Annotated in this window: 15 protein-coding genes; 10 read left to right on the top strand and 5 right to left on the bottom strand. The window is 74.7% G+C overall.

Annotated elements, in window-relative coordinates:
• Nucleotides 1–14 precede the first annotated feature (14 nt).
• Entirely contained in the window at nucleotides 15–617 is a 603-nt protein-coding gene (locus tag K4S16_RS03225) for a hypothetical protein (protein WP_235036535.1), read from the top strand.
• On the opposite strand, the gene ybaK is transcribed toward K4S16_RS03225, so the two are convergent.
• Nucleotides 501–998 (bottom strand): Cys-tRNA(Pro) deacylase, encoded by a 498-nt coding sequence (gene ybaK, locus K4S16_RS03220; RefSeq protein WP_149257270.1) that lies wholly within the window; start codon nucleotides 996–998, stop codon nucleotides 501–503. The genes K4S16_RS03225 and ybaK overlap by 117 nt on opposite strands.
• 22 nt (nucleotides 999–1,020) lie before the next feature.
• The gene (locus tag K4S16_RS03215; RefSeq protein WP_149257269.1) at nucleotides 1,021–1,683 is read right to left on the bottom strand and encodes an LON peptidase substrate-binding domain-containing protein; all 663 of its coding nucleotides are present in this window, start codon (nucleotides 1,681–1,683) and stop codon (nucleotides 1,021–1,023) included.
• Between the two features lie 200 nt (nucleotides 1,684–1,883).
• Between K4S16_RS03215 and K4S16_RS03210 the strand changes: the two genes are divergently transcribed.
• The 9 genes from K4S16_RS03210 (at nucleotide 1,884) to K4S16_RS03175 (ending at nucleotide 9,064) form a co-directional block, all read left to right on the top strand.
• Nucleotides 1,884–2,702 (top strand): PhzF family phenazine biosynthesis protein, encoded by an 819-nt coding sequence (locus K4S16_RS03210; protein WP_149257268.1) that lies wholly within the window; start codon nucleotides 1,884–1,886, stop codon nucleotides 2,700–2,702.
• An 81-nt stretch (nucleotides 2,703–2,783) separates the two neighbouring features.
• Nucleotides 2,784–4,091 (top strand): histidinol dehydrogenase, encoded by a 1,308-nt coding sequence (hisD, locus tag K4S16_RS03205; RefSeq protein ID WP_149257267.1) that lies wholly within the window; start codon nucleotides 2,784–2,786, stop codon nucleotides 4,089–4,091.
• Nucleotides 4,088–5,239 (top strand): histidinol-phosphate transaminase, encoded by a 1,152-nt coding sequence (locus K4S16_RS03200; protein WP_149257266.1) that lies wholly within the window; start codon nucleotides 4,088–4,090, stop codon nucleotides 5,237–5,239. Before hisD ends, K4S16_RS03200 begins: the two co-directional genes overlap by 4 nt.
• Nucleotides 5,236–5,829: an imidazoleglycerol-phosphate dehydratase HisB gene (hisB, locus tag K4S16_RS03195; RefSeq protein ID WP_149257265.1), complete on the top strand. Its 594-nt coding sequence runs from the start codon at nucleotides 5,236–5,238 to the stop codon at nucleotides 5,827–5,829. Before K4S16_RS03200 ends, hisB begins: the two co-directional genes overlap by 4 nt.
• Nucleotides 5,830–5,831: 2 nt before the next feature.
• Complete coding sequence (locus tag K4S16_RS44900; protein ID WP_200841663.1) at nucleotides 5,832–6,002, top strand: hypothetical protein; 171 nt, start codon at nucleotides 5,832–5,834, stop codon at nucleotides 6,000–6,002.
• A gap of 13 nt (nucleotides 6,003–6,015) precedes the next feature.
• Entirely contained in the window at nucleotides 6,016–6,651 is a 636-nt protein-coding gene (hisH, locus tag K4S16_RS03190; RefSeq protein ID WP_149257264.1) for an imidazole glycerol phosphate synthase subunit HisH, read from the top strand.
• Between the two features lie 51 nt (nucleotides 6,652–6,702).
• Nucleotides 6,703–7,422 carry a bifunctional 1-(5-phosphoribosyl)-5-((5-phosphoribosylamino)methylideneamino)imidazole-4-carboxamide isomerase/phosphoribosylanthranilate isomerase PriA gene (gene priA / locus K4S16_RS03185; protein WP_149257263.1) on the top strand — a complete coding sequence of 240 codons (720 nt, stop codon included), beginning with the start codon at nucleotides 6,703–6,705 and terminating at the stop codon, nucleotides 7,420–7,422.
• Nucleotides 7,419–8,180 (top strand): imidazole glycerol phosphate synthase subunit HisF, encoded by a 762-nt coding sequence (gene hisF, locus K4S16_RS03180; protein WP_149257262.1) that lies wholly within the window; start codon nucleotides 7,419–7,421, stop codon nucleotides 8,178–8,180. The genes priA and hisF overlap by 4 nt, the downstream gene beginning before the upstream one ends.
• Before the next feature lie 35 nt (nucleotides 8,181–8,215).
• Nucleotides 8,216–9,064 (top strand): RimK family alpha-L-glutamate ligase, encoded by an 849-nt coding sequence (locus K4S16_RS03175; protein ID WP_149257261.1) that lies wholly within the window; start codon nucleotides 8,216–8,218, stop codon nucleotides 9,062–9,064.
• Nucleotides 9,065–9,080: 16 nt separating this feature from the next.
• On the opposite strand, the gene K4S16_RS03170 is transcribed toward K4S16_RS03175, so the two are convergent.
• From K4S16_RS03170 to K4S16_RS03160, 3 genes are all read right to left on the bottom strand, one after another.
• The gene (locus K4S16_RS03170) at nucleotides 9,081–10,838 is read right to left on the bottom strand and encodes a CocE/NonD family hydrolase (RefSeq protein WP_200841662.1); all 1,758 of its coding nucleotides are present in this window, start codon (nucleotides 10,836–10,838) and stop codon (nucleotides 9,081–9,083) included.
• 112 nt (nucleotides 10,839–10,950) lie between these two features.
• Entirely contained in the window at nucleotides 10,951–11,904 is a 954-nt protein-coding gene (locus K4S16_RS03165) for an acyl-CoA dehydrogenase family protein (protein WP_149257260.1), read from the bottom strand.
• Nucleotides 11,904–13,037, bottom strand: a complete 1,134-nt coding sequence (locus tag K4S16_RS03160; RefSeq protein ID WP_149257259.1) for an acyl-CoA dehydrogenase family protein — start codon at nucleotides 13,035–13,037, stop codon at nucleotides 11,904–11,906. Before K4S16_RS03160 ends, K4S16_RS03165 begins: the two co-directional genes overlap by 1 nt.
• Nucleotides 13,038–13,133 lie beyond the last annotated feature (96 nt).

Here is a 13,133-nt window from a genome sequence, read left to right as displayed (position 1 = left end):
TAGGAGCGTACGAGGTGCGGCGACCCACCGGGAGGCTCTTGGCGATCTGGGCGGTCACCAGCGCCGTCGTCACGCTGCTGGGGCCGCTCGCGGGCCTGCTCTGGGCGGCGGTCGCCCCCAAGGTGACGTATGTGGTCGTGCAGGGTGAGGCTCTCCTCGCCCAGCCGGAGGACCAGGGCCCGATCACCATCGACGCCCGCTTCGCGCTGATCGCCGCCGTCGCCGGGATCGCCTGCGGCGCGGTCGCCTACCTGGCGGGCGGGCGCGACAACGACTCGGCGCTGCTGCTCGGGCTGGCCGTGGGCGGCGCCGCCGCGGCCGTGCTCGCCTGGAAGACCGGGAACCTGGTCGGCCTCGGGCACTTCGAGGACGTCGTCCGGCACGGGCGCGACGGCACCACCGTCACCGGCGTCGCCGACCTGCGGGCCAAGGGCCTGCTGACGTCCTGGGCGCTGCCGGCGGTCGCCGCCTACGGGCTGCTGGAACTGGTCGTGCGGCGGCTACCCGCGGGCGATCTCGGCGACGCGGGCGCCGGTGAGGCGGACGAGGTCGGCGGGGGCGAGCTCGATCTGGAGTCCGCGCCGGCCGGCCGAGACGTAGACGGTCGTGAGCGCTGACGCCGACGCGTCGACCACCGTCGGCAGCCGCCTGCGTTGCCCCAGCGGGCTGATCCCGCCGACGACGTACCCGGTGGCGCGCTCGGCGTCGCGCGGGTCGGCCATGCGCGCCTTCTTGCCGCCGGCGGCCGCGGCGAGCGCCTTCAGGTCGAGGGTCGACGAGACCGGGACGACGCCGACGGTGAGGTTCCCGTCGACCTCGGCCAGCAGCGTCTTGAAGAGCCGGTCGTGGGAGACGCCGAGGGCGTCGGCGGCGGCCTCCCCGTAGGACTCGGCGTTCGGGTCCACCTCGTAGGCGTGCAGGGTGAAGTCGACGCGGGCCTTCGTCGCGGCGACGGTCGCCGGGGTGCCCTTGGCGCCCTTGGCCTTGGCAGTGCTCATGGGGGCAGTCTGCCGTGGCCGCTCAGTTCGGCGTGAACGACCCGTCCAGGAACTGCCCGGCGGGGATCATCGGGAGCACGTCCAGGATGCGGTTCTCCCTGGCCAGCAGGTCGCGCTCCGCCTCCAGCCGCACCGCCGCGTCCTCGCACTCCAGCAGGCGCTGCTTCTCGTGCCCGTCCAGGACGAGCGACGCGGCGATCGCGTACGACAGCGCGACGGGGTCGTCCGGCGGCTCGACCTCCTCCAACGGGCCCGCGCCGGCCGCGCTCAGGCGGTGCCGGTAGCGCCGGAACAGCCGCCTGACCCGGGCCGCGGCGGGCCCGGGGTCGGCGCCGGGCTCCTCGGGCAGGAACTCGACCTCGCCCCGCAGGTAGGGCCGGGACCGGTCCAGCTCCTTCACCCGGAACCGCCGCGCGCCGACGGCGACGATGTCGTACCGCCCGTCCGGGTGCGGCGTCACCTCGCGGAGTTCGGCGACGCAGCCGACCTCGGCGAGGCGGTGCGCCGCCCCCTCGCCGACCTCGTGGCCGAGTTCGATGGCGATGACGCCGAAGCCGCGGGGCTCGGGCTGTTCGAGGAGGTCGCCGACCAGCCGGCGGTAGCGGTCCTCGAACAGGTGCAGGGGGAGCACCAGGCCGGGGAACAGCACGGTGCCGAGGGGGAACAGGGCGAGCCGCTCGGTCACATCTTCTCTCCGCGCTCCTGGGCGCCACCGGGAAACGCCCTCGCCGCAAGGGTACGTCGATATTGATGATCTTGGTAAGGCATCTTTTTTCAGAGTGTGAAGCCCGATTCGCCGGGTCTTCGCGGCATGCGTCCCGGCGGGCCACTTCCGGTGGATTGGCACTGTCGCCGCCGGCCGGGCGCCTTGTAGCGTCCGATCCCATGAGGATCTTGGTCGTGGACGCCTTCGCCACCAGCCCTTTCTCCGGCAACCCCGCCGGGGTCTGCCTGCTCGAGGAGCCGGCCCCGCCGGAGTGGATGCAGCGGGTCGCGGCGGAGATGAGGCACTCCGAGACCGCGTTCCTCCGGCCGCTCGGGGAGGCGAACCCCGGGGCCGACTTCGAACTGCGGTGGTTCACGCCGAAGGTCGAGGTCGCGCTGTGCGGGCACGCCACGCTGGCGAGCGCCCACGCCCTCTACGAGGCGGGCGCGGTCGCCCCCGACCGCCCGATCCGGTTCCAGACCGTCAGGAGCGGGGTCCTGACCGTCACCAGGGACTCCGGGGGCGAGCTGTCCATGGACTTCCCGGCCCAGCCCGCCGAGCCCGCCGAGCCCCCGGAAGAGCTCGCCGCGGCGCTCGGCGCCAGGATCGTCGGAGCCGGGCGGAACGCGCAGAACGACTGGCTTGTGGAGGTGGACGGCGAGTCCGTCGTCCTCGGCCTCACCCCCGACATCGCCGCGCTCGGGAAGATCGACGCGCGGGGGGTGATCGTGACGGCCGAGGGCGCCCCGGGCGGGCGGCACGACTTCGTGTCCCGCTTCTTCGGCGCGCGGACGCTGGAGGGCGACGGGGAGGATCCGGTGACCGGCTCGGCGCACTGCGCCCTCGCGCCGTTCTGGGGCGCCCGGCTGGGCCGGGACGAGATGCTCGGCTTCCAGGCGTCCGCGCGCGGCGGGTATGTCCGTGTCGTCCTGCGCGGGGATCGCGTGATCCTGTCCGGAACGGCCGTGACCGTTCTGGACGGGACCCTCCGGATCTGACCCTGTGGGGGCTGCGACGCGCCGCGTCTCGCGACGTGAGACGGTGCGCGAGGGAGCGAGGGCACTCCGTAGACTGGGCGGGTGATTTCCCGTATCGACCTGCGCGGCTCGCTTCCCGGCGACCTGCGCTCCGTGCTGCCCCGCGCCGAACTCGACGTCGAGGCCGCCCTGGACAAGGTGCGGCCCATCTGCGAGGACGTGCGCCATCGTGGCTCGGCGGCGGTACGGGAGTACACCGGCAGGTTCGACGGGGTCGAACTGGAGCGCGTCCGGGTCCCGGTGGAGGCCGTGCACCGGGCGCTCGCCGGCCTCGACCCGGCCGTCCGCGACGCGCTGGAGGAGAGCATCCGCCGCGCCCGGGCCGTGCACCGGGCCCAGCGCCGCACCGACGTCACCACGCAGGTCGTCCCCGGCGGCACCGTCACCGAGCGGTGGATCCCGGTCGGGCGCGTCGGCCTGTACGTGCCGGGCGGCCGCGCCGTCTACCCGTCGAGCGTGGTCATGAACGTCGTGCCCGCGCAGGAGGCGGGGGTCGCCTCCCTCGCCGTCACCTCGCCCGCGCAGAAGGAGTTCGGCGGGCTGCCGCACCCGTCGATCCTCGCCGCGTGCGCGCTGCTCGGCGTCGACGAGGTGTACGCGGCGGGCGGCGCGCAGGCGATCGCGATGTTCGCCTACGGCACCGAGGAGTGCCCCCGCGCCGACCTCGTCACCGGACCCGGCAACGTCTACGTCGCCGCCGCCAAGCGGCTGCTCAAGGGCGTGATCGGCATCGACGCCGAGGCCGGCCCGACGGAGATCGCGGTCCTCGCCGACGGCACCGCCGACCCGGTGGAGGTCGCCGCCGACCTGATCAGCCAGGCCGAGCACGACACGCTCGCCGCCGCCGTCCTGGTCACCGACTCGGTGCGGCTCGCCGACGAGGTCGAGGCCGAGCTGAAGGCGCAGGTCGCGCGGACCAGGCACATCGAGCGGATCACCGAGGCGCTGGCCGGGCGGCAGTCCGGCATCGTCCTCGTCGACGGCGTCGACGAGGGCCTGCGGGTCGTGGACGCCTACGCCGCCGAGCACCTGGAGATCCACACCGCCGACGCCGCCGCGGTCGCCGCCCGCGTCCGCAACGCCGGGGCGATCTTCGTGGGACGGCACGCGCCGGTGTCGCTCGGCGACTACCTCGCCGGGTCCAACCACGTCCTGCCGACCGGCGGGTGCGCCTGCCACTCCTCCGGCCTGTCGGTCCAGTCCTTCCTGCGCGGCGTCCACGTCGTCGAGTACGACCGCGAGGCCCTCGCCGACGCCACCGCGCGCGTCGTCGCGCTCGCCGAGGCCGAGGACCTGCCCGCCCACGGCGCCGCGCTCAAGGCCCGCTTCGACTGGGAGATCCCTTCGTGACCTCGCTCAACGACCTGCCGCTGCGGGACGACCTGCGCGGCCGGGAGCCCTATGGCGCGCCGCAGCTGGCCGTCCCGTACGCGCTGAACACCAACGAGAACCCCTACCCGCCGTCCGAGCGCCTCGTGAAGGCCCTCGGCGAGGCCGTCCTGGACGTCGCGGGGTCGCTGAACCGCTACCCCGACCGCGACGCGGTCGCGCTCCGCGAGGACCTCGCGGCCTTCCTGAACACCGACACGCCCGGCGCCGGCCTCACCGCCGACCGGGTCTGGGCGGCGAACGGCTCCAACGAGATCATCCAGCAGATCCTGCAGGCGTTCGGCGGGGCGGGCCGCACCGCGCTCGGCTTCGAGCCGTCCTACTCGATGCACCCGATCATCACCGAGGTCTCGGGGACCCGCTGGGTGAACGCCGTCCGCGACGAGGACTTCGGCCTCGAACCCGGGCGCGCCGTCGCGGCGGTCGAGGAGCACCGGCCCGACATCGTGTTCCTGACCTCGCCCAACAACCCGACCGGCACGGCGCTGCCCCTCGACGCGATCGAGGCCGTCCTCGCGGCCGCGCCGGGCATGGTCGTGGTCGACGAGGCGTACGCCGAGTTCCGCCGCGCGGGCACCCCGTCCGCGCTGACGCTGCTGGACGGCCACCCGCGCCTGATCGTCACCCGGACGATGTCCAAGGCGTTCGCGATGGCCGGGACCCGGCTCGGCTACCTGGCCGCCGACCCCGCCGTGGTCGACGCGCTGCTGCTCGTCCGGCTGCCCTACCACCTGTCGGCCGTCACCCAGGCCGTCGCGCGCACCGCCCTCGCCCACGGCGAGGAGCTGCTCGGCGGCGTCGAGGCCCTGCGCCGCGAACGCGACGACCTCGTCGCTTGGCTGCGCGCCGAGGGGCTCCGGGTCGCCGACTCCGACGCCAACTTCGTCCTGTTCGGGACGTTCCCGGACCGCCGCCGCGTCTGGGAGGGCCTGCTCGAGCACGGCGTGCTGATCCGGGAGGTGGGGCCGCCCGAGTGGCTGCGGGTCAGCGTCGGCACCCCCGAGGAGATGGCCGCCTTCCGCGCCGCGCTCCGGCAGGTGCGGGGAGCGGGCACCGAGAGCCGCGCCCAACAGGACGGCGGCGCCGAGAACCGTGAGGAGAGTCTGTGACGCGCAAGGGACGAGTCGAGCGCGGGACCAAGGAGACCCAGGTCCTCGTCGAGATCGACCTCGACGGCACCGGGCAGGTCGACGTCGCGACCGGCGTGGGGTTCTTCGACCACATGCTGGCGCAGCTCGGCAAGCACGGGTCGTTCGACCTGACCGTCAAGACCGCCGGCGACCTGCACATCGACAGCCACCACACCATCGAGGACACCGCGATCGCGCTCGGCGCGGCGTTCCGCGAGGCGCTCGGCGACAAGGCCGGCATCCGCCGCTTCGCCGACGCCTCCATCCCGCTCGACGAGGCCCTCGCCCAGGTCACCGTGGACGTCTCCGGACGCCCCTACCTCGTGCACGTGGAACCGGACGGCATGGCGCCGATGATCGGCCCCGAGTACGACACCACGATGACCCGGCACATCCTCGAGTCGTTCGTGTCGAACGCGCAGGTCGCCCTGCACGTCCACGTCCCCTACGGGCGCAACGCCCACCACATCGTCGAGGCCCAGTTCAAGGCGCTCGCCCGCGCGCTCCGCGACGCCGTGGCGTTCGACCCGAAGGTGCACGGCATCCCCTCGACCAAGGGGGCCCTGTAACCGTGGAGATCGGCGACCTGCACCTCACCTACGGCACCGTGGCGATCTTCGCGATCGCGGTGTTCCTGCTGGCGGGCGTGTACAGCTTCGTGAAGCAGGGCCTCAAGATCGCCGCGCTGCTGCTGCTGGTGCTGGCCGGGCTGGCGTTCGCCGGGGGAGTGATGTGGTCGTGAGGACGGTCCTGCCGTGAAGAAGATCGTCATCCTGGACTACGGCTCGGGCAACCTGCGCTCGGCCGAGCGCGCCGTCGCCCGCGCCGGCGCGGACGTGACCGTCACCGCCGACCGGGACGCCGCGCTCGCCGCCGACGGCCTGGTCGTCCCGGGCGTCGGCGCGTTCGCCGCCTGCATGGCCGGGCTGCGCTCGGTGCACGGCGACCAGATCATCGGCCGCCGCCTCGCGGGCGGGCTCCCCGTTCTCGGCATCTGCGTCGGCATGCAGATCCTGTTCTCCAAGGGCATCGAGCACGGCGTCACCACCGAGGGCTGCGACGAGTGGCCCGGCACGGTCGACCGCCTGAACGCCCCGGTCGTCCCGCACATGGGCTGGAACACCGTCGACGCCCCCGAAGGCTCCGCGCTCTTCGAGGGCCTGCGCGGCGAGCGCTTCTACTTCGTCCACTCCTACGCCGCCCGCAGCTGGGACCTGGAGTCCGACCCGACCGGCACCATCCCGGCGCCCCTGGTCACCTGGGCCGAGCACGGAGACCGCTTCGTCGCCGCCGTCGAGAACGGCCCGCTGTGCGCCACCCAGTTCCACCCGGAGAAGTCCGGCGACGCCGGCGCCCACCTCCTGCGCAACTGGCTCGCCACCCTGGACTGAGCACCCGCCCACCTGAGCACCCCGTCCCATCTGCCTCGATAGGGTTTCCGCATGACTCTGACGCTCCTTCCCGCCGTCGACGTCGCCGACGGCCGGGCCGTCCGGCTGGTGCAGGGCGAGGCCGGCACCGAGACCTCCTACGGCGCGCCGCTGGAGGCGGCGCTCGCCTGGCAGGAGGCGGGCGCGGAGTGGATCCATCTGGTCGACCTCGACGCGGCGTTCGGGCGCGGCTCCAACCGGGAGCTGCTCGCCGAGGTGACCGGGAAGCTGGACGTGAAGGTCGAGCTGTCCGGCGGCATCCGCGACGACGCGTCGCTGGAGGCGGCCCTGGCCACCGGGTGCGCCCGCGTGAACATCGGCACCGCCGCCCTGGAGGACCCCGGCTGGTGCCGCAAGATCATCGCCTCGCACGGCGAGCGGATCGCGGTGGGGCTGGACGTGCGGGGCACCACGCTGGCCGCGCGCGGCTGGACCCGCGAGGGCGGCGACCTGTGGGAGGTCCTCGCGCGCCTGGAGGACGACGGCTGCCCCCGGTACGTGGTCACCGACGTCACCAAGGACGGGACGCTGCGCGGCCCCAACACCGAGCTGCTGCGCGAGGTCTGCTCGCGGACCGACAAGCCCGTGGTCGCCTCCGGCGGCGTCTCGTCGCTGGACGACCTGCGCGCGCTGGCCGGGCTCGTCCCCCTCGGCGTGGAGGGCGCGATCGTCGGCAAGGCGCTCTACGCGGACGCGTTCACGCTGGAAGAGGCCCTGGAGGCCGTGAAGTGACCGTCGCCGTGCGGGTGATCCCGTGCCTGGACGTCGACGCCGGGCGCGTGGTCAAGGGCGTCAACTTCCAGAACCTGCGCGACGCGGGCGACCCCGTCGAGCTGGCCCGCCGCTACGACGCCGAGGGCGCCGACGAGCTGACGTTCCTCGACATCACCGCGTCCAGCGCCGACCGCTCCACCACCTACGACGTGGTGCGGCGCACCGCCGAGCAGGTGTTCATCCCGCTGACGGTCGGGGGCGGCGTCCGCACCGTCGAGGACGTCGATCGGCTGCTGCGCGCGGGCGCCGACAAGGTCTCGATCAACACCGCGGCCATCGCGCGGCCGGAGTTCCTCCGGGAGGCCGCGCACCGGTTCGGCTCGCAGTGCGTCGTGCTGTCGGTGGACGCCCGGCGCGCCGCGGGGACGCCGTCCGGCTTCGAGGTCACCACGCACGGCGGCCGCAAGGGGACCGGCATCGACGCGATCGAGTGGGCCCGCCGCGGCGAGGAGCTCGGCGTCGGCGAGATCCTGCTGAACTCGATGGACGCCGACGGCACCAAGACCGGGTTCGACCTGGAGATGCTGCGCCGCGTCCGGGCGGCCGTCACCGTCCCGGTGATCGCCAGCGGCGGCGCGGGCGCGGTCGAGCATTTCGCCCCCGCCGTGGAGGCGGGCGCGGACGCCGTCCTCGCCGCCAGCGTCTTCCACTTCGGGGACCTGAAGATCTCCGAGGTCAAGGCCGCGCTGCGCGAGGCCGGCAACCAGGTTCGCTGAAGTAGAAACCCCCCCCGCAGGACGGAAACACCCGCATGACCATCGCTCTCGCGACCTGTTCCCTGCTGCCCGACGGAAGCGACGACGTCCAGGACCTGATCCCGGCCCTGGCCGCCGAAGGCGCGGACGCCGAGCCCGTCGTCTGGGACGCCGACGTCGACTGGTCCAGGTACGACCTGGTCGTCATCCGCTCCACCTGGGACTACACCGAAAGGCGGGACGCGTTCGCGGCGTGGGCGGAGAGCCTGCCCCGCGTCCTCAACTCCGCCGCGATCGTGCGGTGGAACACCGACAAGCGCTACCTGCGCGACATCGCCGCCGCGGGCGTCCCCGTCGTCCCGACCCTGTGGGACCCGGACGACATCCCGTCCGATTGGCCGGAGTACGTGATCAAGCCGGCCGTCTCGATCGGGGCGGGCGACACCGCCCGCTGGGGGGCGGGCGAGGAGGACGCCGCCCGCGCCCACCTGCGGTCGCTCCGCGAGGCGGGCCGGACGGCGATGGTCCAGCCGTACCTGTCGGCGGTCGACACGGTCGGCGAGACGGCGCTGGTCTTCTGCGACGGCGAGTACAGCCACGCCGGCCGCAAGGCGCAGATCCTCACCGCCGGAGCGGGCGTCCAGGGCTGGGTGCGCGACGATCCGACGCGCGGGCAGGTGACCCCGTCCACGGCGACCGAGGCCGAGCTGGAGGTGGCGGCCCGCGCCCTGGCAGCCGTTCCGGGCGGCGAGGACCTCCTCTACGCCCGCGTCGACCTGATCCCGGGCCCGGACGGCACCCCGATGCTCATCGAGCTCGAACTGACCGAACCCGCCCTCTACCTCCGCGACGCGCCCGGCAGCGCGGAGAGGTTCGCCAAGGCGATCGCCTCCCGGCTGAGCTGAGCCCCCGGCGGCGGCGCTAGGTGGCTTCCTCGTCGGGAGCGGGAGCCGCGGCCTCCGGGGAGCGTTCCACGACGGGGAGGATGATCGCCGACGGGTGGTCGGGGTCGTGGAAGACCTCCTGCCGGGCGGTGACCATCCTCGTCGCGGCGGTGGCGATGGGCTCGCCGGTGCCGGGGTTGACGGCGACCTTGGGGTGGGCGCCGCTGGTGACGTGGACGCGCACGCGGTGGCCGCGCTGGAACCGGTGGCCCGTCGGCCACAGGTCGACGACGAGGCGGAGCACCCCCTCGGTGCCGGCGGGCACGGCGGTGGCGGCGGGCAGGCGCAGGCCGCCCTCGCAGACGTTGCGGGACGTCCCGTCCGGGGAGACGTCGCAGAGCCGGACGACGAAGTCGGTGTGCTCGCGGTCGGAGCGGACGAACAGGTCCGCGCCGACCGGGCCGATGACGTCCAGGTCGTCGGCGAGCGGCGGCGAGGTGAAGACCAGGACGTCCGGGCGCCGCTCCAGCGGCCGGTTGTCGACGGGGCGGGAGCTGCCGAGCAGGGTGGGGCCGCCGAGCGCGGGCGTCGGGCGGGCCGGGTCGAAGCGGTAGGCGCTGGGCCGGGCGTCGCGCGGGCCGTCCTCGCCGAGGCCGCCGCCGGCGTGCAGGTGCCAGCGCGTCTGCCGCATGCCCGGCGGGGGCCAGTCGCGGTAGTGCCGCCATTCGCGGGCGCCGGTGACGTAGACGCGGACGGGGTCGCGCCGCAGCCCGGACGGGTCGCCCTGGAGATGGGCGCGGAACCAGGCGAGCGACTCGCGGATCGCGGGCAGGCCGTGGCGCGCGTCGGTGTGCCACCAGGGGCCGATCGTGAGGTACGGCGCCCGCCCGGCGGCGCGCAGCGACAGATAGTCCTTGATCATCCAGGGCAGGAACACGTCGTACCAGCCGCCGAGGAGGGTGGCGGGCGCCGCGACCTCCCCGACGGTGCCGCTGAAGTCGCGGGTGTCCCAGTAGCCGTTCGCGGCCCCGTGGCCCTCCAGCAGGTCCTGGTAGAAGCGCATGGGCTCGCCCCCGGCCACCACGTCCAGCTCGGCGAGGGGCCGGCCGGAGCGGGCGGCGCGCTGGACGCGGCGCCGCGACGTCAGCGGCGCGGTCAGCATGCCGAGCGGGCGCTGCTGCCGGTGCGTGAGATCGGTCCAGGTGAGCGTGGACTCCAGGGCGAACGACCCGCCCACGTAGGCGGCGTCCCGGAACGTGGACGCGGTGATCTGCAGGGACATCGCCTTCAGCTCGGGCCCGGCCTCGGCCGCGATCGCCCACGCCGCGTAGCCCAGGTAGCTCGGCCCGAACGTGGCGAACGAGCCGTGGAACCAGGGCTGCCGCTTCAGCCATTCGACGGTGGCGAGCCCGTCGGCGCGCTCGCTGCCGAGGGGGTCGAACTCGCCGCCGGACCCGGAGGTCCCGCGCGCGCTCTGCACGACCAGCTGGAAACCGAACGGGACGAACAGCAGGCCGTTGGCGAGGGCGGCGGGCCCGCGCCGCCCGTAGGGGGTCCGGACGAGGATGGTGGGCGGCTTCCGGACCCCGATGGGCACGTACCGGTCGGCGAGGAGCGTGACCCCGTCCGGCATGGCCACCGGCAGGTCGCGCTGGACGGTGTAGGGGGCCAGCCCTCCCGGCCAGGAGAGCCCGCCCGGCCACGGCAGCCCGCCCGGCCAGGGGAGCCCTCTGGGCCATGACAGCCCCCGGGGCAGCCTGATCGGCGGGACGGGCAGTCGGTCCCAAGGCGCCATGCTCTCTCCGAACGCTGCTCTCTCCGAACGCCGCTCGCTCCGAACGCGGTGTCTCCGAACGCTCTTGTCTACTCCTTAGTAAGGTAGCCGACACGGGCCGCGGCCTGCAGGTTCAGGTCCCGGTGACGAGGTCCCACGGGTCGGGTGCGGCGGCGAGCGCGGCGCCGAGGTCGTCGGCCCAGGCGGCCTCGTTCCCGTACTCCTCCCGCCATGACCACAGCCGCAGGGTGATCCGTCGCAGGGGGTGCTCCTCGGTGGCGCCGAGCGCGCCGTGCACCTGGTGCGCGATCTCCGCCGCCCTGCCCGCGGCCCGCGAGGCGTTCGCCTTGGCGGCCGCCGCCGCGACCGGATCGCCGTGGGCGGCGACGGCCGCGCGCACCGCGACGTCCGCCACGGTCGCCTCCCCGGCCAGCTCCGCCAGCATCTGCTGGACGGCCTGGAACCGCCCGATCGGCCGCCCGAACTGCTCCCGCTCGCCCGCGTACCGGACGGACAGGTCCAGCGCCCGGGCCATCGCCCCCGTCAGCTGGACGGCCCGCGCCAGCGCGCCGCGCCGCCGCAGCTCGGCCGCGTCCACCGCGCACGGCGCCGCGGCCTGCGCCGGGGCGGCGGAGAGGACGACCTCGTCGCGCGGCTCACCCGCCACGTTCGCGCCCTCGTTGATCTCCGCGTGCGCGGGATCGACGACGGCGACGAGGCCGCCGCCGAGGACGACCAGGGACCGCGCCGAGCGAGCCCAGGGGACCCGGCGGAACGTCCCGCTCAGGGTGAGGCCGCCGCCGGCCTCGACCGCCTCGACCTCGCCGGACACGGCGGTCATGACGCCGGGGGTCACCCGCAGCCCGGCGTCGGCGAGGAGCCGCCCGGCCAGCAGGGTCTCGGCCAGCGGCACGCTCGCCGCGTGGTACCCGGACGCGCGCAGGACGGCGGCGGCGTCGGCGAGGTCCCCGCCGCTGCCGCCCGCCTCCTCCGGCACTCCCGCCAGCGTCAGGCCCGACTCCTCCAGCGCCTGCCACGGGTCGCCGCCGGCGAGGATCTCGTCCGCGGTGTCTTCCAGAAGCCCCATCAGCGCACTCCCAGGCCGCGGGCGACGATGCCGCGCAGGATCTCGTTGGTGCCGCCCCGCAGCGTGAACCCGGGCGCCTGGACGACCGACTCCGCCAGCGCGCGGGCCAGCGGGTCGGGGGAGCCGGGGTCCGGCTCCACGCCCGCGTGGTCTCGCGCCACCGCGATGACCTCGCGCTCGAACCGCGTCCCGAGGTCCTTGACCAGGGCCGCGGCCAGCTCGGGGGTCTCGCCCCGGGCGAGCGCGCCCGCGACCGCCAGCGACGCCTGCCGCAGCGCCCACAGCCGCGCGGTCAGCCCGCCGAGCGCCCGCCGCGCCCCGGTGCTCCCGGCGCGGCCGTGCAGGAGCCGGATGAGCATGAAGGTGCTCAGCAGCCGTTCGGGGCCGCTGCGCTCGTAGGCCAGCTCGGCGGTGACCTGCCGCCACCCGTCCCCGGGGCGGCCGAGGACGAGCGCGTCCGGCACGAACGCGCCGTCGAGCACGACCTCGTTGAAGTGGTGCTCGCCGGACAGCCCCCGGATCGGCCTGATCGCCACGCGCTCGTCGGGCAGCGGCACGATGAACTGGGTGAGGCCCGCGTGCCGGTCCTGGGAGCGGGGGGCGCTCCGGGCCAGCACGAGGATCGCGTGCGCGAGGTGGGCGCCGCTCGTCCACACCTTGGTGCCGTGCAGCCGCCACCCGTCCCCGTCGCGCTCGGCGCGGGTCCGGACCGACGCCAGGTCGGACCCGGAGTCGGGCTCGCTCATTCCGATCGCGAAGAAGCACTCGCCGCGCGCGATGGCCGGCAGGAACCGCCTCTTCTGCTCCTCGGTGCCGTGCGCGAGGATGGACGGGCCGGTCTGCCGGTCCGCGATCCAGTGCGCCCCCACCGGCGCCCCGGCGGCCAGCAGCTCCTCGATCACCACGAACCGCTCCAGCGGTGAGCGCCCGTGCCCGCCGTAGCGCTCCGGGAGCGCCATGCCCAGCCAGCCGCGCTCGCCGAGCAGGCGGCTGAAGGCGGGGTCGGCGCCGGTGAGCCAGCTGTCGCAGCTGGCCGTGAAGGGCGTCTCGGCCAGGAACTCCCGGACCCGGGCCCGCAGCCCGGCGGTCTCGGGCGGGAGCGTCCCCGGGGTCAGGCCGGGCAGTGCCGCCACATGCACCTCCTTCGTCCAGGGGGACGTTACAGACGTGCCCCATCGCCTCGGTCAGCGGCCCCTTACAGGGCGCCGCCTGGCGGGGCGGGCGGTTCT

This window comes from Actinomadura sp. K4S16 (genome assembly GCF_008327685.1).
GTDB lineage: Bacteria > Actinomycetota > Actinomycetes > Streptosporangiales > Streptosporangiaceae > Spirillospora.
Note: the sequence above shows the minus strand (reverse complement) of the source record. Positions and strands in the feature narration are given on the sequence as shown.